This is a genomic window from Chryseobacterium sp. G0162 (assembly GCF_003815715.1).
Taxonomy (GTDB): Bacteria; Bacteroidota; Bacteroidia; order Flavobacteriales; family Weeksellaceae; genus Chryseobacterium.
On sequence record NZ_CP033922.1, the window covers coordinates 3,299,044 to 3,319,564 of the forward strand.

Here is a 20,521-nt window from a genome sequence, read left to right on the forward strand (position 1 = left end):
TAAGTATTTGTTTAGAATGAATAAAAATTAATTTATGATTTTCGTCATGTCTTTTAAGGGTGAAATATATGGATTGTTTCTATGCTGATTGTGGACTCATAATCCGAAGTTTTTTATGAATATATTTGTTGAAAAATTAAAATATGCAACTGGTAAGAGCTGGGCTTTGCGCCTTTGGAATGAGTGGAAAAGTATTTCATGCTCCTTTTTTAAAAGAACATCCGGGATTTTTCATTTCTGCTGTAGTAGAAAGAAGCAAGGAAGAATCCAAAGAAAAGTATCCTGAAGCTAATATCTATAGGTCGGTGGAAGAAATGCTTCAAAATGCAGAGATAGAATTGGTGATTATCAATACTCCGGTTCAGACACATTATGAATATGCTAAAAAAGCTTTGGAAGCTGGAAAAAACATTGTTGTTGAAAAACCATTTACAGTAGATGTAGCAGAAGCAGAAGAACTGGTAAAGCTGGCAGAAGAGAAAGGGTTATTTTTAAGTGTATATCAGAACAGAAGATTTGATCGTGACTTCCAGCAGGTACAAAAAGTTTTAAATGAAGGGAAATTAGGAAACATTAAAGAAGTAGAAATCCGTTTTGACAGATTCCGTACTACACCTAGTGGAAAGCAGCATAAGGAAAATCCGGACCAGATAGGTTCAGGTTCATTGCATGATCTTGGAGCACACCTTGTAGATCAGGCAGTACAGTACTTCGGGTATCCTGAAAAACTTTTTGCTGATGTATTTTCTATGAAAGGGCCTGAGTTTGCAAATGATTATTTTGAGATTCTGTTATTCTATAAAAATGATCTGAGAGTACGGCTAAAATCTTCGGTTTTCACTAAAGAAGATCATTATGCTTATAAAATACATGGCGACAGAGGAAGTTTTCTACAGGAAAGAACCGATAATCAGGAAACCGAATTGGTTGCAGGAGCCATTCCTGTTTATGGAAAAGAATGGATGCAGCCTCTGAAAGAAACAGACGGGATTGTAAACTATTTGAATGAAAACTCTGAAACGGAGCGAATATTGACTTCAAGCGAAGCCGGAAATTACATGGATTATTACCAGCAAATCTATGAACACATTGTTTTCGGATATCCTTTACCTTCACCCGGAAAAGAAGTGATTCAGAATATGAATATTATAGAGGCATCACTGAAAAGTGCAAAAGAAGAAAAGGTAATTATATTATAAATTAAAGATGAGTGATGAATGAATTCAAAGCGTTTGAGAATGAAAGAATAGTACTCTTTCTGACTACTATTAACCTTGAACTTTAAACCTTAAACTTTGAACTCATTCATCCCTTATATTTTTTACATGACTTCCTGAAGTTCAAGCCATCTCATCTCATGGTTTTCCAGTTTTTCAGAAATGGTTTCCAGTTCAGAGGAAAGCTTGGCTATCTTTTCATAATCGGTTTCATTATTGAGCTGATCTAGAATTTTTGCACGCTGTTCTTCAAGTTCAGGCATCTCTTTTTCAATGGTTTCCAATTCCCTTTGTTCTTTAAAACTTAATTTTCTTTTAGGAGTATGAGAAGGTGAAGGATTTTCTGTAACGGCAACCACTTCTTTTACAGGTTCAGATTTTACAGCAGTATTTTTTTCTAAAACTTCTTCGCGGCTTTTCGCTTCACGGTATTCAGAGAAATTTCCTACAAAATCCCTGATTTTTCCATCTCCTTCAAAAGCAAGAACGTGATCTACAATTCTGTCCATGAAATATCTGTCGTGGGAAACGATGATTAAAGACCCTTGAAATTGTTGCAAAAAGTTTTCAAGAACGGTTAATGTAGGAAGATCCAGGTCATTCGTAGGTTCATCAAAAATCAAGAAATTAGGATTCTGATATAAAATATACATGAGATGAAGTCTTCTCTTTTCACCTCCTGATAATTTTGAAATAGGAGAGTATTGTGTTTGATCGTCAAATAAAAATAACCTCAGGAACTGTGATGCAGAAAGACTTTTTCCATTGGCTAAAGGATAGAATTCTGCAATTTCCTTAATGAAATCAATCACACGTTCGTCCTCTTTATAAGTAAGACCTTTCTGTGCAAAATACCCGAAAGAAATGGTTTCTCCCGTTTCAATTTCTCCTTTGTCAACCTTTTCCAATCCCTGAATAATATTCAGCAGTGTAGATTTTCCGGCTCCGTTTTTTCCGATAATTCCTACTTTCTCACCCCGTTGAAATTGGTAGCTGAAATCTTTTAATAATACTTTATTTCCAAAGCTTTTATCAATATGCTTCAATTCAAGAATTTTATTTCCTAAACGTTTCATTTCAAAATCCAGTTCCAAACCTTGTTTTCTCGTATCGGTTTTGGCTACTTTTTCTGTTTCGTAGAAAGAATCAATTCTGCTTTTGGATTTTGTAGTTCTTGCTTTAGGTTGTCTTCGCATCCATTCCAATTCCTTTCTGTAAAGATTATTGGCCTTATCGATGGTGGCGTTAAGATTATCCTCACGAATCATTTTATTTTCAAGATACGTTGCATATGAACCATTATGAACATAAAGATTTCTATCTTCCATTTCCCAGATAATATCACAAACGCTGTCCAGGAAATATCGGTCGTGAGTAACAAGCAGCAAGGTAATTTTTGCTTTGTTCAGATAATTTTCAAGCCATTCCACCATATCTACATCCAGGTGGTTGGTAGGCTCATCCATGATGAGGAGTGTGTGCTTGTGTTCAGCTCTGGTTTCTGTCAATAGCTTAGCTAATGCAACCCGTTTAATTTGCCCTCCGGAAAGAGTTCCCATTTTAGCATCAAGATCAGTGATCTTAAGCTGGGAAAGGATTTGCTTCATCTCATTTTCCAGATCCCAAGCTTTGTGGACTTCCATATCACCCAATGCCTTTTCAATGAAATCATGATCTGTAGAATGAAGAGATTTGTGATAGTTCTTCAAAGCAAGAATAGGCTCAGATTCCAGGGCCATCATGAATTCCTCAATGCTTAGATTGGAATCAAAATCAATTTCCTGGTCGAATAAAACAACCTGAATATCTTTATTAATGATCGCAGTACCGCTGTCTGCAATTTCTTTACCCATTAAAATTTTCAGAAGGGTAGATTTTCCACTTCCATTTTTGGCAACAATGGCAATTTTGTCTCCTTCATTGATGTGAAAGGAAATGTTTTCAAACAAAACTTTGATGCCGTAAGATTTGGTGAGATTTTCTGCAGAAACGTAATTCATTGGGAATTAATAGTTTGATTTTAATTTTGAACTGAGCCGCAAAAATACGAAAATGTAACCATAAAACTTTCTGCAAGCCTCTTTATAAAAATGAATATTTATAATTTATTAATAAACTGTGTCCGTTGTCTCAAAAAATGATTTGGTAAATTTGATGAGAGCTGATACAATTTAAACTTAAACTAATGATAAAAATAATTAAAGTCAAATGAAAAAAGTGATTGTTGATATGGATGGGGTGATGGCGGATGTATATCATCAGCTGATTCAATTTGAAAAAAGAGATACCGGGAGAAATATTGAACTGGATGGAATAGCAGGGAAACCTGAACTGGAAGCTTTTCCTAATGGAAAGCAACATGTAAATGAAATTGGGTTTTTCAGAACATTGCCTGTAATGAAAGGAAGTAGGGAGGCAATAGAGTACTTGAATAACAAATATGAACTGTACATTGTTTCTGCGGGAATGGAATTTCCCAATAGCTTAAGAGAAAAATATGACTGGCTGGCTGAACATTTTCCATTCATTACATGGGAGCAGATTGTTCTGTGTGGCAGTAAAAAAGTAGTATCAGGAGATGTAATGATTGATGATTATCCAAAGAATTTAGATCACTTTTCAGGACAGCGATTGATTTTTACACAACCTCATAACGAACTGATCGAAAATGAAACCTATAAAAGAGTGAATTCGTGGGAAGAAATTATGGAGATTTTGTAAGGAGAAAGTAACATTTAGAAGTTTTTTAGAATTAATGCACTAAAACATAAAATAATTAGAATAAATTTAACTAAATGCGTATTAAATTTAATAATGCCTTATGAATATCGATGGTTGTAAAATAAATAAGTTTGCATCAAACTTTTAACATGAAAAAACTTAGCGTTTTATCCTTTATTCTAGCGGTTTCAGCCTTCAACGCACAGGTGATTTCCGGAACCATTATATCCAAAAATGAAAACCAGCCCGTTCCTTATGTGAAAATTGGGGTGGAAAAAAAGACTACCGGAACCATTTCAGATGGAAAAGGAAATTTTTCAATAGATCTTACGGGATTGGATCCGCAGCAAAAGGTGAAAATAGAAGTACCGGGGTATGAGCTGTATGAGGAATCCGTACAGAATTTTAAAACACATAATCTCCAGAAAATATTTCTAAATGAGAAAACAAAAGCAATCAAGGAGATCGCCATTAAGCCTAAAAAACTAGTAGATAAAAATTGGGGTGTCACTACGAAAACCAAAAGTGTTTTGTATTTTGTTAATCCGGCGGGGGACAAAGCGGGCTTCCTGGGAGAAACTGCTTTGCAATTTAATACAAAGAAAAGATCTAAGATCAAAAACATTAATCTGAATATTGCCAAATATTCTTCCACAGAACCCGTTTTGATGCGGTATAGTATCTATAGTGAAAAAGACGGTTTTCCAGATAAAAATCTCTTGGACGAGGAAATAACAGTGCAGCTTACCGAGGATATGATTAAAGACGGAACGTATACTCTCGATGTGAATGACCATAATATTTGGGTGAAAGGTAAGTTCTTTGTAGGGGTTAATTTTTTAAAAGAATTTAATGGATACATTAAAATCAGCGCTGCTTTATTCAAAACAGGATTCATAAGAGAGTTCTATGGAGACTGGAAGAAAATGACTATTGCGGCACCAGCCATAAATATTGATGTGAAAATGGATAAAAACGGAAAAGATACCAACGACGATGACGGTAGCTATGCAGATGATGACGTTTCTCAGAGTTGGATGACTGATACTTCAAAAAATATAGAGGAAGCAGATAAATCCATATACGGTAAAAATGATTCTGCCGGAAAATACCTGAAACAGAAAGATACAGATCTTTATTATGAAGTATATGGAGAAGGTGAACCTTTAGTATTGCTTCACGGAAACTCAGGGAGTATTAAAGATTTTTATCAGCAAATTCCTGTTCTGTCTAAACAATATAAAGTGATTGCAGTAGATACAAGAGGGCAGGGAAAAAGTAAAGATAGCTCCAAAAGAGATTTTACCTATAAAGTGTTTGCCAATGATGTAAAAGCGCTGGCAGATGAGCTAAAACTGGATAAGATAAATATAGTTGGCTGGAGTGATGGTGGAAATACGGGACTTGAATTTGCCCTGAAATATCCAGAACGCCTCAATAAACTTGTAACCATCGGAGCTAATGCTTTTCCTGAAGGAGTGGAGGATAAACTTATCGAACGTTTTACCAATCAAATGAAACAGCTGAATGATATGGCACCTGAAGAAGCATTTGGAGAACGCAGGCTTCTAAAGATCATGCTTACACAGCCTAATATCAGTAAGAATGATTTAAATAAAATAAAAAGTCAGGTTTTGGTTATTGCGGGTGATAGAGATGTAATTAAACCAGATCATACCGAATTTATTTCCAAGCAAATTCCAAACGCTGAAAAGAAAATCTATAATGATACCACCCATATGGTTCCTTTTGAAAAACCAGATCAGCTGAGTGCAGATATTGTAAGCTTTCTCGGGAAGAAGTAGGTAAAAAGTAGGTAGAAAGTCTAAAAGCTCCTTTTCATTTCAATATTGAAATGAAAAGGAGCTTTTTTTAAATAATGGAAAAGCAAACAAACTTTAAGTTGTTATTTGGGATTTCAGTAACTTCCATTTCCTGTATCCATCTTTCTTACTCATCAATCCAATGTCAGTCTTTTCAGAGACCATGAACTACCATTGTAAATATCAAGATCTACCTTCGTATTAATTCCGTGGACAATTCCATTTTCAGTAAATTGCCAGAAATCCCATTGGTCATCAGGAGATGGAGTAGGAACATCATTGTAATTGGCTAGCCATAAGGGATAATCTTTAAATTCGCCCTTCAGAAAATCTTTATAATAATGGTAGTAAGTGTAAATGATAGGCTTCTCACCATAGGTTTCTTCTACAATTTTACACCATACTTTCAGATCTTCCACTAATTTTTTATTCGTTTTTCGTTTCGGAATTTTTTCAATATCCAGAATAGGAGGAAGATCTCCACTTTCCAGTTTTACATTCGCTAAAAAATTATTCGCCTGAATCACCGGGTCTTCATCAGCTCTGTAAAAATGATAAGCACCCCGGATCAGGTTATGTTTTTTAGCCATTTCCCAAAACTCATCAAAATGTTTATCTGCACTTTTATTTCCCATAGTAGCACGCATTACCACAAATTCCAGAGGAATGGTTTTGTTGCCGATGCTGAGACTATCCCATTTGATATCTTCCTTGTTTTGATAATGAGAAACATCAAAACCATAGGTCTTATCAAGATTATTGGCTAATATTCTTTGGATTCTTGAGCTTTCTTTTTCGCTGTTGTGAAGCTTTTTATGGATAAACTTATTAAAGTACAAGGCGTAATAGTAGCTTACAGATTGCTTAAGGTAAAAACCGGTTCCAATTAAAGCTATAATTAAGATGGCTAATATCACCTTCCGACGGAAAAAATAGCTGTTCCGTCTGTTTTTGTGAATCTGTTTGGCAGTTTTTTTGGTGTACTTCTTAGGTGTCATAAAGTTTTGCAAAACTAACTTTTTTCACTACTAAATGCTAAATAAAATCAGTAAATTTGTGTATTATGGAAACACGCGAAAAAATCATCATTATAGGAGGAGGATTTGCGGGGCTACAGCTTGCAAAAACATTGAATAACAAGAACAAAAAGGTTATTGTTCTGGATCGGATGAATCACCATATGTTTCAGCCGCTTTTTTATCAGGTAGCCTCAGGAAGGATAGAACCTTCTAATATTTCTTTCCCCTTCAGAAAGATTTTTCAGCAATCCAGAAACACTCAATTCCGGATGACGGATGTGAAGGAAATAGATGCTGCAAACAATAAGGTTATTACGGATGAAGCAGAATTTACTTACGATAAGCTTATTATAGCAACAGGATGTAAAACTAATTTTTTCGGTAATAAAGAACTTGAAGGGAAGGCCTTTGGAATGAAGAATACCCAGGAAGCAATCAGTATCAGAAATCACGTTCTGATGACCTTTGAAAAACTGATTATTGAAAAAAGCCGGAGCGACGACGGAAACTGGAATATTGTTATCGTAGGAAGCGGACCAACCGGTGTGGAATTGGCAGGAGCCTTTGCCGAAATGAAAAAAGATATTCTACCAAGAGATTATCCTTACATGAATTTCGATCATTTGAAGATTATTCTGGTAAGCTCTACAGAAAAACCACTTGCTGTAATGAGTAGTGAAGCCCAGGAGAAATCTGAAAAATACCTTAAAGATCTTGGAGTAACCTTTATGAGTGGGGAAGTGGTTACAGATTATGATGGGGATAAAGTACATTTGAAAAGTGGAAAAGAAATACCATCCAATAACGTAATCTGGGCCGCAGGCGTTACAGGAAATGTAATCGACGGTTTCCCTGAAGACAAATTAGTAAGAAACAGATATATTGTAGACCGGTACAATAAAATAAAAGGGTATGATAATGTGTATGCAATTGGTGATATTGCCTATATGGAAACCCCTAAATATCCACAAGGACATCCACAGGTAGCCAACGTAGCCATTAATCAGGCCAAAAACTTAGGGAAAAACCTGTTGAAGAAAAATACAGGGGAATGGAAGGAATATGAATACGATGACCAAGGTTCTTTAGCAACCATAGGAAAGCATAGAGCTGTTGTAGACCTACCTTTCATAAAATTTCAGGGATTTTTAGCCTGGTATTTCTGGATGTTTCTCCATTTAATGCTAATTTTGAGCGTTCGAAATAAGCTGGCCATATTTTTCAACTGGATGTGGAGCTATATCAACAAGGATTCTTCCTTAAGATTAATTATTATACCTACTAAGAAAAACGGAACATTACAATGAGAATTGATATCATAAGCGTACTTCCAGAATTGATGGAAAGTCCATTTAAAACCTCTATTTTAAAAAGAGCAATGGACAAAGGACTGGCAGAAGTACATTTTCACCATCTGAGAGACTGGGCAATCAATAAGCACAAACAAATTGATGATGAACCTTACGGAGGCGGAGCAGGAATGGTGATGATGGTAGAACCATTAGATAATTGTATCGCAGAACTTAAGTCCCAGAGAGAATATGATGAGGTGATTTATCTGACACCTGATGGAGCAACTCTGAACCAGAAAATAGCCAATTCTCTTTCTATAAAAAAGAACCTGATCTTTCTTTGCGGACATTATAAAGGAATAGATCAGAGAGTGAGAGATCTTCATATTACCAAAGAAATATCAATTGGTGATTATGTACTTACTGGAGGCGAACTTGCGGCATGTGTACTGGCTGACTCTATTATAAGACTGCTTCCGGGAGTTTTAAATGATGAGCAGAGTGCTTTAACAGACAGTTTTCAGGATGATCTTCTGTCACCTCCAATCTATACGCGACCAGAAAGCTATAAAGGACTTGATGTTCCTAAGATTTTATTGAGCGGGAATTTTAAGAAAATTGAAGAATGGCGTCATGATGAAGCTGTAAGAATTACCAAAGAAAAACGTCCTGATCTCCTTTAATATAGTGTTACAGGTTGTTTAAACCCTGTTTTTTTTCATTTATTCTAAATTGCCTGGAAAATAAATGGAATAATATTTGTTATTATTGTGTGTGAAAAGGAAAATATTATCAACTTTGTTTTTTTTATTGAATTTTTGTTTTCATTATTTTGAATTTTATTTATTATTTTAATTCCGATATATTGAATGGAATAGTGAATTAATTGAAAATTTAATTCACTATAAATAGTTTTATTGATTTTTTTTATTATATTTGAAATATTTCTTATTATAAATTGATTTGCTGGTTTTGTGAGCAGATCAATGCAATTTGAAAAAAATAATAAATTTACATTTAGAAAAAGAGCATATTAATTAAAGTATAGAAATTTGTGTTGATGGAACTATTCTCTTTTTATAATGTTGAAAATTTATTTTTACCCGATCCAAAACCTGTTCATAAATTAGATCCTACAACGTCAGGTTTAAGAAACTGGGATGAGAGAAGATATAAAAATAAACTTTTTAAAATCTCTCATGTATTTCAATTGATGAAGGAGGAAAATGGAGTATTGCCATTTATAATAGGATTGTCAGAAGTTTCCGGAAGGAAAGTTTTAGAAGATCTTGTAGAAATGGAACCTTTTAATTCTGAATATGGAATTGTACATTACAATTCTATGGACGAAAGAAAGGTGGATGTGGCCATGTTATATAATAAAAATAAAGTAGAGGTTCTAGACTCTGAAACCATTACTTTCTTTTTTGAAATAACCTATAAAAACACAGGAAATTACGATACAACCAGAGATGTTCTTTTTTCTAAAATAAAATATAAAGGGGAAATTATTAATGTCTTTATCGCCCATCTTCCCTCTAAGCGCGAAAAAGATATCAATAAACCGAAAAGAGCCTTTATATTAAATGAGGTCCGACAACGGATCATGAAAATTGTTGATACAGACAAGGAACATGTTATATTGTGTGGTGATTTTAACGAAAACCCGGATGATGAAAATTTAGTGCGAATTCTCTATGACAATGATCATGAGAAGGTTTTGATGAATCCTTTTCAGGAGTTGTTTTCTACAAGAAATTATTCTACTTTTCATTATAAATCTGGATTGCTGTACGATCAGATTATTATGTCAAGATCTCTTCTTGATAATAAAACGCTGGCTTTTCAGGATGCTCATGTGTTCAATTCTGAGAAAATCAGCAGCAGGACCAGAAATTTTGAAGGACGACCTTTCCGAACTTATGCCGGTACTCGGTATTTAGGTGGATACAGCGATCACTTCCCGGTTTTTGTAAAGTTTAAAAGCTTATCATAAAAAACATAAATAATAAAAAAGTAGAAAATGAAAAATTCGAGCAACACAAGTTATCATTTAGACTCCATCGACAAGGAAATTATTTACATGTTGATGGATAATGCTAAAACTTCTTTAGCGCACATTTCAAAGAATGTTGGGATCTCTACAACAGCGGTACATCAAAGAATTAAAAAGCTGGAGCATGCAGGAGTTATTGAAAATTCAATTTCATTCCTAAATCCTAAAAAAATCGGATACAAGGTGATTTCTTATATCGGAGTATTTTTGGATCAGCCAAGTCATTACCCAGAAGTGGTAAAATCTTTGCATGATATCAATGAAGTAGTGGAAGCTCACTATACCACTGGAAATTATACAATATTTCTGAAAGTTCTTTGTAAAGATAACGATCATTTGATGCAAATCCTTAGCAAACTCCAAAAATTGAAAGGAGTAACAAGAACAGAAACTTTTATATCTTTGGAACAAGGTATTTACAGACAATTGAAAGTATAACGATATGAACGTAGCACAATATTTGGATTCAACTTACTTGAAGACACCGGAACAATCAGGTATTTCACATGAAGGAACACTTCAGATTGACAAAGAACTTGCTCAGGAAGCTATTGATAATGGTATTTTTGCAGTAATGATTCGTCCGGATTATGTAGCAGAGATTAAAAAATATATTCAGGAGAGAAATTCAAATGTTGCAGTAGGAACTGTAATAGGATTCCATGAAGGAACATACTCGGTAGAAGAAAAACTTGCAGAAGCTTCAAAAGCTATCGAAGATGGTGCCGATGAACTGGATTTTGTCATTAATTACAATGCCTATCTTCAGGGAAATATAGAATTGGTTAAAGACGAATTTGTAAAATGTACAAAGCTAGCTTTGGAACACCATAAAATTGCAAAATGGATTATTGAAATTGCAGCCTTGGCTGATGTACAGATTGCAGATCTTACCAAAGATATTTCGAACTGGGCAGAAGAAAATTTCTCAGCTAACGATTTACCTCATATTTTTGTAAAATCATCAACCGGTTTTTATCAGACTACAGATGGGAAGCCAAATGGAGCAACATTTGAAGGAATAAAAATCATGTTAGATAATGCTGGGAAACTTCCTGTGAAAGCAGCCGGGGGCGTAAGAACACCTGAAGATGCTGAAAAAATGATTAGTATGGGAGTGAAGAGAATTGGAACTTCCTCAGCATTGGCATTAATTAAAAATGAAGCTTCATCGGGCGGATATTAAGATTGATTTTCAAGAACAATAAAAAAACCATCAATTCAATTGATGGTTTTTATTTTTATACCTGAGCCTGATATTCTTCGTAAAATTGTTGGGTTTCTTTAATGAGAGCATTCATTTCTTCTAAGGTGAAAACTTCCAGGAATTTTTTTCTGAAATCCTTAAAGTGAGGAATCCCTCTGAAATAGTTACTGTAATGTTGTCTCATTTCTACCAATCCTAACCTTTCCCCTTTCCATTCTGCACTCCATTCAGCATGCTGACGAACCGCTAATAATCGGTCTGAAATAGTAGGAGCAGGTAAATGTTCACCTGTTTTAAAGAAATGTTTGATTTCATTAAATATCCAAGGATACCCAATGGCTGCACGTCCGATCATGATTCCGTCACAAGCATACTTTTGTTTATATTCCAGTGCTTTTTCCGGTGAGTCTATATCACCATTCCCAAAAATCGGAATTTCAATATTAGGATTTTGTTTGATTCTTGAAATATGCTCCCAATCCGCTTCCCCTTTGTACATTTGTGCACGGGTTCTGGCGTGTATAGTAAGGGCTTTTATACCTGTTTCCTGTAGACGTTCTGCCACTTCATCAATATTGATGCATGTACTGTCCCATCCTAGGCGGGTTTTAACCGTTACAGGAAGGTGAGTGGAACTTACTACGGCTTTTGTAAGACGAACCATAAGGTCAATATCTTTCAACACTCCTGCTCCGGCACCTTTGCAAACCACTTTTTTTACAGGGCAACCAAAATTAATGTCTACCAGATCCGGATTTACGGTTTCAACAATTCTTGCAGACATGGCCATTGCTTCTTCATCACCACCGAAGATTTGTATTCCGACTGGTCTTTCATAATCGAAAATATCCAGTTTTTTACGACTCTTGATTGCATCACGAATTAACCCTTCGGAAGAAATAAATTCCGAATACATTAAATCTGCACCATGCATTTTACACAAACGTCTGAACGGAGGATCACTTACGTCTTCCATCGGAGCCAGTAAAAGTGGAAATTCCGGCAGTTCTATGTTGCCTATTTTTATCATGCTGCAAATTTACGAAATTCTAAAAAAATCATTTTTATCTATTTAAAAGCTTTTTGTTGTTTTATGGTTTTTGCAGCTTTTTATGCGTATTTGTGAAATTTTGTTTAATGTTTTTCTATTTTATTTGATTGATTTTCAGTTAATTTTGTTTTTAAGTGAGAATATTTTTATATATTTATTAATAAAAATTGAGAATATGAGAAAAATTTTACTTTGTTTATTAACAAGCATTGCAGCATCACATATTGATGCACAGATTAGTTTGTCGGCCACATCAGGCACAGCAACAGGAACCTATACTACATTAATGAATGCATTTGAAGCCATTAATGCAGGAACACACCAAGGAGCAATAACAATTAATGTTACAGCAAATGTAACGGAAACAGCCACTGCTGTTTTGAATGTAAGTGGAGGAGTATCTAATTATACTTCTATTTTAATAAAACCAGCCACTGGAGTTGATGCTACAATTTCAGGTTCAAACTCAACAGGAATTATCAGGATAAATGGGGGAGATAATGTAACCATTGACGGAAGTAATAATGGAACTTCTTCCAGAAATCTTACCATTAGCAATACCTATGTAGCCACTACTGGAACTTCTCCTACTGTTATTATGGTGACTAGTACTACCACGGATGGGAGTGATAATTTTACCATCAAAAATACAAATTTAGCCGGATCTTCTCCTTCTGGAACCGTTGGGAACATTATTGTGGCAGGATCTACATTAGCGGCTGCAGAGGTTCCAAATAATAATTTTACTGCAATTAATAACTCTTTCGTAAGAGCTCAGAATGGTATTTTTATTATAGGTAATAATACTACAACAGATACAGGGCATGTTGTTAAAAATAATGTTTTTGGCTCTACGGTAGTTGCTGATAAAATGTTATTTAGAGGCATTGCAGTACAGAATTCCCAAAATTTTGAAATCAGTGGAAATACTATTACAGGCGTTGTATTAGGGACAAACTCTAGTAGTCTTGCCACAGGTATTTTGATTGGAGCCAATATTATGAATGGTAAGGTATTCAACAATAAAATTTCAGATGTTAGAAGTACAAATACCCTTGGCTATGGCGCAGCTGGAATTTATGTGAATTCCGCAAATGCTGCTTCCAATATTTTAATATACAATAATATAATAAGCGGAGTAGCAGGATACGGTTATAATGGAGGAGGGGCAGCTGTTGATAATGGAAATGGTATTGCTATAAATAATGGAGGTGGCTTCAAAATTTACTACAATACTGTGGTAATGAATACAAGCCAAAATGTAGCAGGAAGACCTGCCGCATTTAATGTTTCTTCTACTGTAACTGGCGCCGGTGCTATAGACTTGAGAAATAATATCTTTGTAAATTCACAAACCCAGACAGGTGAGAAATATGTGATCTATTCCAATGCTGCCAATACTGTATTCTCCAATATTAATAATAACAATTATTACTCTTCAGGAAGTAACTTAGGATATATCGGAGCGGCTGCAAAAGCTACTCTGGCGGATATTCAGGCTGGTTTTGGATCGAATACAAATTCTTTGAGCGTCCTTCCAATATTTGTATCTGCTACAGATTTTCATCTATCTAATAGTGGAAACAGTGCCCTTGATAATAAGGGAACTCCTGTTGCTGAAGTAACATTGGATGCTGATGGTAATACTAGAAATGCTGCAACTCCTGATTTGGGAGCATTCGAATTTACGGCACAAATACTGGCGGTCAATGAAACCAGTAATAAGAAGATAAACATTTATCCAAATCCTGTAGTTGATTATCTTACTATTAACAATGATGGAAAGATAAAGAATGTTGAAATATATAATGTTTCAGGACAAAGGCTGATCGCTGAAGAAGTGAATGCTGAGAAAGCTTCAGTAGACATGAGAAAAGTGGCAGTTGGAGTTTATATCGTAAAAGTAAATACAGAAAAAGGATCAGAGTCTATTAAAATTATCAAAAAATAAAATTAAGATCTATAAAAAAAATAGCCCCGATACGACATCGGGGCTATTTTTTATAAGATTAATCATCATTTAGAAGCTTGCTTTTACCTGCATGCTTCCAATGTGAATAGTTCTTTCGCCGGAATTTCTTCCTTCATAATTTAGGTTCAATTGGATAAATGAGTTAAGCGCTTGTTGGATGAATACACTCCATACCTGGTTTTTTCCAGGTTTCAAACCATCAAGCATCTGGTTTCCTACAATACTGAAGTTATTACCATTAAAGTTATTATTGATAAAAGAGAAGTTCCCACGAATGGAAGTTTTTCTGAACTCCCATTGGATGGTTCCTGTAATATCAAAAGCTTTTAATAACTCTTCGCCATCAATTCTTTTTTTCTGGCGGTAAGCAGAAGAAAGCTCTGACTGAAGAGCATCTGTAAATTTGTAAGTAGCCTTTGGTTTGGTTTCAAAATTATTTAAACGATAATCCCTTGTTACAAATAGCTGTGAGGAATTTTTGATATCATGAACAGAATTTTCCCAGTCTATTCTGAACTCTTTATTGAACCAATATCCGATGTTCAGGAAATGAGAAACCTGTTCACGTTCTTCGTTACTGAAATTAGCGTTGATTAGATTATCATTCGTAATAAATCGATAGTTCCCATTCCATCCCGATTTATCGGTTGGATTGAATTGTACAGAGGTTAAAATATTTTGATTTTTAAGGATCTGATCACTATTTTTCTCAAATGGATTTAGTACCAAAACTTTATCTTTCTTATAGAATGAATTTTGAGAGTTTAACGAGATATTAAAATTCCAACGCTTTAAGAAGGCATTTTCAGAGTTAAAGACAATTGCTGGATTTACAAATAAAGCCAATTGTAATTTGTTTTTATTGGAAGGAATATATCGTACGGAATTGGTGTAAACCCTAATGTATTGGGCTAAATCGGAATATTCTGCAATTTCAAATTCGTCAAGCTGCTGAATACCGTCACCGTTGTAATCGGTCCATTTATAAACTCCCTGCCCATCTGTTACTTTAATATATTGAAACTCTCTTTGTGCTTCCTGTCCATTTCCCAATTCATAGAATGCCTGTAAACGCATTCCGTTTCTGAAAAGCTGTTGATTGTAAAGAATATTTCCAACTACGAAGTCATTGTTTCTGGTTATATCACCCTCTGCTCCTGAATAAAAGAATTTTCTGTAATGAATTAATGCGTTCAGAGTGGTTTTTTCCGTTTTGATAATCTGACTTTCTGCCATGAAACCAAGAATATTGTTCATATTCTGAAGTCTGTTGTCACGTACAGAGTCATTATCTCTCATATAAACTTTGGCAAGCAATTTTGTGCGGGTGCTGTCTCCGATTTTCTTCTGAACAAAGATCTCCTTCCAGCTGAAACTTGTGACATCCATAAGCTGAGTGTCATTGTATTTTTTCTCATTGTGCTCCATACTTCCTCCTATGGCCCAACTTCCTTTCTTTCCAGTAAATTCTGTTGATATTCCACCACGGATGAACTTAGTATCCTGAAGTGTAGCATTGGTATTCAGGTAGGAAAAATTTCCTTTCGTGAAGAAACGTCCGGTAATCCAGCCAAAATCAAGATCATTTTTTATTCCTTTGTAAGAATCCAGTTCATTTAAATAATTGATTCGGTAATTTAAAGTAGATTTATTATTCCATTTATTTAAAAAGCTGAAAATGAAACGATTCTGCGTTTTTTTATTAAATTCCTGCGCTAAGTTGAAGTCTCTGGAGAATTCAACGTCATTAATACGATCCAGAATATGGAATTGTTTATCTATATATTGATACTCAAAGCTTGGAGTTCCTTTCCATGAGCTTTTTGTAAAAGTTTTATTTCCAAAGATACGATACGCATACCCCATATTCTGATCGGAATCTTTAGATGAAAACAAGTTGACGTCATAATTACTTAGAGAAATATCTGCACCAATTTTTCCTTCGTTTAGCAAGTATTCAGAATTAAGAGAGAATACCTGGGATTTTTGTGGCGAAGGAAGTTTTCTTACTGCTCTGTAATCTCCTGCATTAGGGCCTACATATTCAAAAACACGTCCGTTATTAGTTGTTTTTGCTGTTTTATAATCTCCCTGGTTGGCTCCGAAATAGGTAAATGATACCTGATAAAGGGTTTCATTGGGATCTGTAGAAAGTTCATAGAAATTTCCGGCAGGATTTAAGCGGTATAAAATTTTATTAACGTCATATTCACTAACCACTCCCGATGGAGCATACATTAGGTTAGGATCATTACCTGCGTTAGCTAAAATTTGTTCATCTTCTTTTGATAAACTTAGAGCAAGAGGAGCATTTTTGTTGTCATTTTCCATGAACCAGTTCAACCCAACCTTGAATTTTTCTCTCTGATGTTCTAATTTTCCGGTAAATAAATATCTTGAATAATTCCTGTTGGCGTAGTTGTAGGAAATGGTGATGAAGTTTTGCTGGAAAATAGGGCGGAAACTGGTAAAGGTAACCTCTCCTGTATTATAGTTGATAACATAATCCTGGTTTTCTCCACGTTTCATTAGAATACCGTCAATAAATACCTGCTCAGAACCTGAGATCAAAGTAATGAACTGCTCTCCGTTTTTCCCGGTTAAGCGGTAAGGTCCCTGGTTTCCTTCAACTCCCTGAAAACGGATTCTATGAAATTCACTTCGTGCCACACCGGCAGAAATATCTACAAATGTTTTGTTTTCTTTCCCAAATTCCGTTTGAAACTGAATTCCCATACTTCGTCTCTGGTATTTGGCAAAATAATTTTTTGATTCTACAAGGTCAAGATGCCCGGCTCTCAAAATAGATTTATCCTTAATGTTAAGCTGCATGTAGATTTTGTCAAACTCCTCTAAAGTCTGAGTGTATCCGTCTGCCTGAATAGGTAAATTATGATCAGAGATACTGGCTAAAATGGTTACATCTTTGGAAAGCCGTCCTGAAATTTGAAGATCCATGGAACTTTGTACAGACTGCCCCTGATTATTACCAAATGTAATCCCTCGAATAATGGAACCTTTGGAGTTAAGCTCCCCTAAAAACCTTTTTTTATCATTTTTAGCAAGTACAGCCTCATCCACAACAATTCTGTTATGGGTTCGTATAAAGTCTAAGGTATCTTTTGCAAAAATGTCCTGTTCAAGCTTGGCGGCGAGAATACTGTCTTTTTTAATACTGTCTTCAGGAACGTTGGGATTTTTCCATGAAAATACCTGAGCACTTCCTGAAAATATGCCAAAGAAAAATACAACGAATAGAATAAAGATGTTCCGCAACTCTTGAAAAATAATTCGTAAAAATAATTAAAAAATGTTAATAGCAGAGGGTCAACTATTATTAACAGAAAATTAATCCAAATATTGTTAAGTCCTTAAAATTAAGAGTAATTTAGTCATCGAAATTATAGATAATATAAAATTATAATCATGAAAAAACTTTATTCGTTATTGGCAACAGCAATGCTTGCCGTTACTGCTTTTGGACAAACGACTCTTTTGTCAGAGTCTTTTGGAACTACAGCAACATTACCAACTGGCTGGACAAGTACTAATACAACTAATGGTTGGAAATCAAATGGATCTAATGCGTCAACAACTAAATATCCCGGTGCTTCAGGAGGAATGAATATGGTATTCGTTGGCCAGGGCCCAAATGGTATTACTCATACATTAACATACTCTAATTTATCAACAGTTGGTTATACTAATATTTCAATTATATGGGGAGGGCTGGGAGCTACTGCCTTTAATCAGGATATTGTTTTTCAATGGAGCATAGACGGAACTACATGGAATGATGTTATTTATACCTATAATAAAAAAGCTACTACCTGGTCTCTTATAAATAATGGAGTATCTATTCAATTGCCGTCTGAGGCGGGCAATGCAGCAACTTTAAGTTTTAGATGGTCTTCGGTAACAAGTAATTCAGGAAACTATAGAATTGATGACATAAAAGTAGAAGGTATTTCAGGTTCATTAGCTACTTCAGAAATAGTAAAGCCTAAAAATACTTTTGTTAAAAATACTTCTGTAGAAAATGAAATCTATTTTGGAACAAAATCCGATATTAAGATTTTTAATGTAAGCGGTCAATTAGTAAAAACAACTTCTGTTTCTGAAAATGGATCTGTGAATATAGAAAATCTACAGAGTGGGATTTATTTTGTAACAGGAAATAGTAATGGTAAAGCCGTCTCTGAAAAGATAATTAAAAAGTAATTTTAATTAATTGTTAATTATATACCGCTATTTCAAATGAATAGCGGTTTTTTTGTATTTTTACCACATAAATTTTAAAAAAAATTATTTTATGAAAAAGATCTTTACTATTTGTGGAATTGCTGCTGTTGCTTTTATGGCAAATGCTCAGCAAACAGTTGTTTTAACTGAAAATTTTGATAGTTATACAGCTGGAGGGAATACGACTTCAACTGGTAGTACTGCTCCTAATGGAACAGATGTTTACAATCCGGGAACTGCTACAAATCCTCTTCCTCCAGTAGCAACTTTTCCTACAGGGGCAAAAGTGTACAGTGCAGGGGGTATGGCAAAATTGGGAACAGCTTCTCTTGTTGGAACTATGACTACAAGTCCTTTAGATTTATCAACTAATGGAGGAAATGTAGTAATAACTTTTGATGTTAAAGGATGGACTGCTACTCCAAGTACTATTACGGTAAAAGTAACTAATTTAGCAGATCAGACTGTAACGTATTCTGCTGTAATGAGCGGAACTCCTGAATCAAAGACTGTAAACTTTGCTGGAGGTCTGGCAAACTCAACAGTTACATTTGAAACTACAAATACTTCTTTTAGAGCTTATGTAGATAATGTAGTTATCAAGACTGTTGCTAATGGTTCGTTAGGTGTTTCTGACCTTAAGAATGCTAAATCAGCACAATTCGTAAAAAACACTTTTGTTAAAAACAACGAAATCACTTTCGGAGCTGATGTTAAAGATGTAAAAGTTTTCAACATGTTTGGACAACTTGTAAAAGAAACTTCTGTAAAGCAAAACGGAACTGTAAACGTTGCTGAGTTAACAAAAGGGAACTATATTGTAACAGGTACAGTAAATAACCAAGCAATATCTCAAAAAATCTTAAAAGACTAATTTATAGTTTTAGATTAAAATACAATCCGGTCATTTCGAAGAAATGGCCGGATTTTTTTATGCTTATTTATTTAAACTTTGTTAGTTAGAATATAATATATTTATGATAGAATTTTTGTAAATTTCCAATTAAATGGTGTTGTTTTTGATGTTTTTATGATAACTCTATTCCTAAAATTATTGTAATGAAAAAAATCTTTACTATTGCTGGTCTAACTTTGATGACTACTTTTATGAATGCCCAGATTGTAATCAATGAGATTTATGGAGGGAATGGTAATTCAGGAGCGGTTTTCAAAAATAACTATATCGTCCTGAAAAATATAGGAACTACACTGGTTTCTTTAACGGGGGCCAGCATTCAATATGCACCTGCAATTGGAGCTTTTACAGAATATCATACGCTGCCAGATTTTACTTTAGGACCCGAAGAAACCTATCTGATCCAGGAAGCAGCAGTAGATGGTGGAGTAGAAGCATTGTCAACACCGAATTTTATTGCCACAACGGTTACTAATTTTGACGGCACACCCAATAAATCTGTAGGAATAAAAATTTCAGGAACATCCGGGAAATTAGCACTGGCAGGAAATATTGTACAGGTGATAAGTCCGGTTTCTTCCAATGTGTTAGATTTTGTAGGCTATGGTGCCAACGCAGACCAGTTTAAAGGTGATGGACCGGCTCCTTCTCCTACAGCTTCAACAGCCATTAGGAGGACTTTAGATAATAACAGCGATAATATGGCAGACTTTTCTGCGGAAGGAGCGGCAAAAGCAGGCTTTGTTCAGAACCCATTTGTTAAGGATGGCAATGTGCTTTTCGGAATGCAGATCAAAGATGTAAAGGTATACGATACCTTTAGACAGGTTGTCAAAAAGTCTCCAACGAAATTTGCTCAGAATATAGATATTACAGAACTTCCTAAAGGAACCTATTTTATAACAGGAACAGTTAACAACGCTCCCGTTTCTCAGAAAATTATAAAAGATTAGTTTTTCAATATTTTTTGATAGGGAGCAGCTTAATAATAAGCTGTTCCTTTAT

General features: G+C 34.8%; 16 protein-coding genes. 12 read left to right on the forward strand and 4 right to left on the reverse strand.

Features of this window, described 5'->3' with window-relative positions; all coding sequences use genetic code 11:
* The first annotated feature begins 143 nt into the window (after window positions 1-143).
* On the forward strand, window positions 144-1,199 hold the full coding sequence (locus EG344_RS14995) for a Gfo/Idh/MocA family oxidoreductase (protein WP_123910103.1): 1,056 nt from the start codon (window positions 144-146) through the stop codon (window positions 1,197-1,199).
* 122 nt (window positions 1,200-1,321) lie between these two features.
* Here EG344_RS14995 and EG344_RS15000 read toward each other — a convergent pair whose 3' ends face one another.
* The gene (locus EG344_RS15000; RefSeq protein ID WP_123910104.1) at window positions 1,322-3,217 is read right to left on the reverse strand and encodes an ABC-F family ATP-binding cassette domain-containing protein; all 1,896 of its coding nucleotides are present in this window, start codon (window positions 3,215-3,217) and stop codon (window positions 1,322-1,324) included.
* Between the two features lie 208 nt (window positions 3,218-3,425).
* Here EG344_RS15000 and EG344_RS15005 point away from each other — a divergent pair, with 208 nt between their 5' ends.
* Entirely contained in the window at window positions 3,426-3,938 is a 513-nt protein-coding gene (locus EG344_RS15005) for a 5' nucleotidase, NT5C type (RefSeq protein WP_123910105.1), read from the forward strand.
* 149 nt (window positions 3,939-4,087) lie between these two features.
* The gene (locus EG344_RS15010) at window positions 4,088-5,743 is read left to right on the forward strand and encodes an alpha/beta fold hydrolase (protein ID WP_123910106.1); all 1,656 of its coding nucleotides are present in this window, start codon (window positions 4,088-4,090) and stop codon (window positions 5,741-5,743) included.
* Window positions 5,744-5,895: 152 nt separating this feature from the next.
* On the opposite strand, the gene EG344_RS15015 is transcribed toward EG344_RS15010, so the two are convergent.
* Window positions 5,896-6,759 (reverse strand): glycoside hydrolase family 25 protein, encoded by an 864-nt coding sequence (locus tag EG344_RS15015; protein WP_123910107.1) that lies wholly within the window; start codon window positions 6,757-6,759, stop codon window positions 5,896-5,898.
* 65 nt (window positions 6,760-6,824) lie between these two features.
* On the opposite strand from EG344_RS15015, the gene EG344_RS15020 reads away from it, so the two are divergent.
* The 5 genes from EG344_RS15020 to deoC all read left to right on the forward strand — a co-directional run bounded on the left by EG344_RS15020 (window position 6,825) and on the right by deoC (window position 11,314).
* A complete protein-coding gene (locus EG344_RS15020) occupies window positions 6,825-8,087 on the forward strand; it encodes an NAD(P)/FAD-dependent oxidoreductase (RefSeq protein WP_123910108.1) in 1,263 nt (420 codons plus the stop codon).
* A complete protein-coding gene (gene trmD, locus EG344_RS15025; protein ID WP_123910109.1) occupies window positions 8,084-8,755 on the forward strand; it encodes a tRNA (guanosine(37)-N1)-methyltransferase TrmD in 672 nt (223 codons plus the stop codon). The genes EG344_RS15020 and trmD overlap by 4 nt, the downstream gene beginning before the upstream one ends.
* Window positions 8,756-9,132: 377 nt before the next feature.
* Window positions 9,133-10,068 carry an endonuclease/exonuclease/phosphatase family protein gene (locus EG344_RS15030; protein WP_123910110.1) on the forward strand — a complete coding sequence of 312 codons (936 nt, stop codon included), beginning with the start codon at window positions 9,133-9,135 and terminating at the stop codon, window positions 10,066-10,068.
* Window positions 10,069-10,095: 27 nt separating this feature from the next.
* The gene (locus tag EG344_RS15035) at window positions 10,096-10,566 is read left to right on the forward strand and encodes an Lrp/AsnC ligand binding domain-containing protein (protein ID WP_002976659.1); all 471 of its coding nucleotides are present in this window, start codon (window positions 10,096-10,098) and stop codon (window positions 10,564-10,566) included.
* 4 nt (window positions 10,567-10,570) lie between these two features.
* Entirely contained in the window at window positions 10,571-11,314 is a 744-nt protein-coding gene (gene deoC / locus EG344_RS15040; RefSeq protein WP_123910111.1) for a deoxyribose-phosphate aldolase, read from the forward strand.
* 55 nt (window positions 11,315-11,369) lie between these two features.
* On the opposite strand, the gene dusB is transcribed toward deoC, so the two are convergent.
* Window positions 11,370-12,365 carry a tRNA dihydrouridine synthase DusB gene (gene dusB / locus EG344_RS15045; protein WP_123910112.1) on the reverse strand — a complete coding sequence of 332 codons (996 nt, stop codon included), beginning with the start codon at window positions 12,363-12,365 and terminating at the stop codon, window positions 11,370-11,372.
* A gap of 196 nt (window positions 12,366-12,561) precedes the next feature.
* Between dusB and EG344_RS15050 the strand changes: the two genes are divergently transcribed.
* Window positions 12,562-14,337, forward strand: a complete 1,776-nt coding sequence (locus tag EG344_RS15050; RefSeq protein ID WP_164464446.1) for a T9SS type A sorting domain-containing protein — start codon at window positions 12,562-12,564, stop codon at window positions 14,335-14,337.
* 69 nt (window positions 14,338-14,406) lie between these two features.
* On the opposite strand, the gene EG344_RS15055 is transcribed toward EG344_RS15050, so the two are convergent.
* Window positions 14,407-17,634 carry a hypothetical protein gene (locus EG344_RS15055; protein WP_123910114.1) on the reverse strand — a complete coding sequence of 1,076 codons (3,228 nt, stop codon included), beginning with the start codon at window positions 17,632-17,634 and terminating at the stop codon, window positions 14,407-14,409.
* A gap of 150 nt (window positions 17,635-17,784) precedes the next feature.
* Between EG344_RS15055 and EG344_RS15060 the strand changes: the two genes are divergently transcribed.
* From EG344_RS15060 to EG344_RS15070, 3 genes are all read left to right on the forward strand, one after another.
* Window positions 17,785-18,579 (forward strand): T9SS type A sorting domain-containing protein, encoded by a 795-nt coding sequence (locus EG344_RS15060; protein WP_123910115.1) that lies wholly within the window; start codon window positions 17,785-17,787, stop codon window positions 18,577-18,579.
* 91 nt (window positions 18,580-18,670) lie between these two features.
* The gene (locus tag EG344_RS15065; protein WP_123910116.1) at window positions 18,671-19,474 is read left to right on the forward strand and encodes a T9SS type A sorting domain-containing protein; all 804 of its coding nucleotides are present in this window, start codon (window positions 18,671-18,673) and stop codon (window positions 19,472-19,474) included.
* A 185-nt stretch (window positions 19,475-19,659) separates the two neighbouring features.
* Window positions 19,660-20,469, forward strand: coding sequence for a T9SS type A sorting domain-containing protein (locus tag EG344_RS15070; protein WP_123910117.1), 810 nt, complete (start codon window positions 19,660-19,662; stop codon window positions 20,467-20,469).
* Window positions 20,470-20,521: the final 52 nt, after the last annotated feature.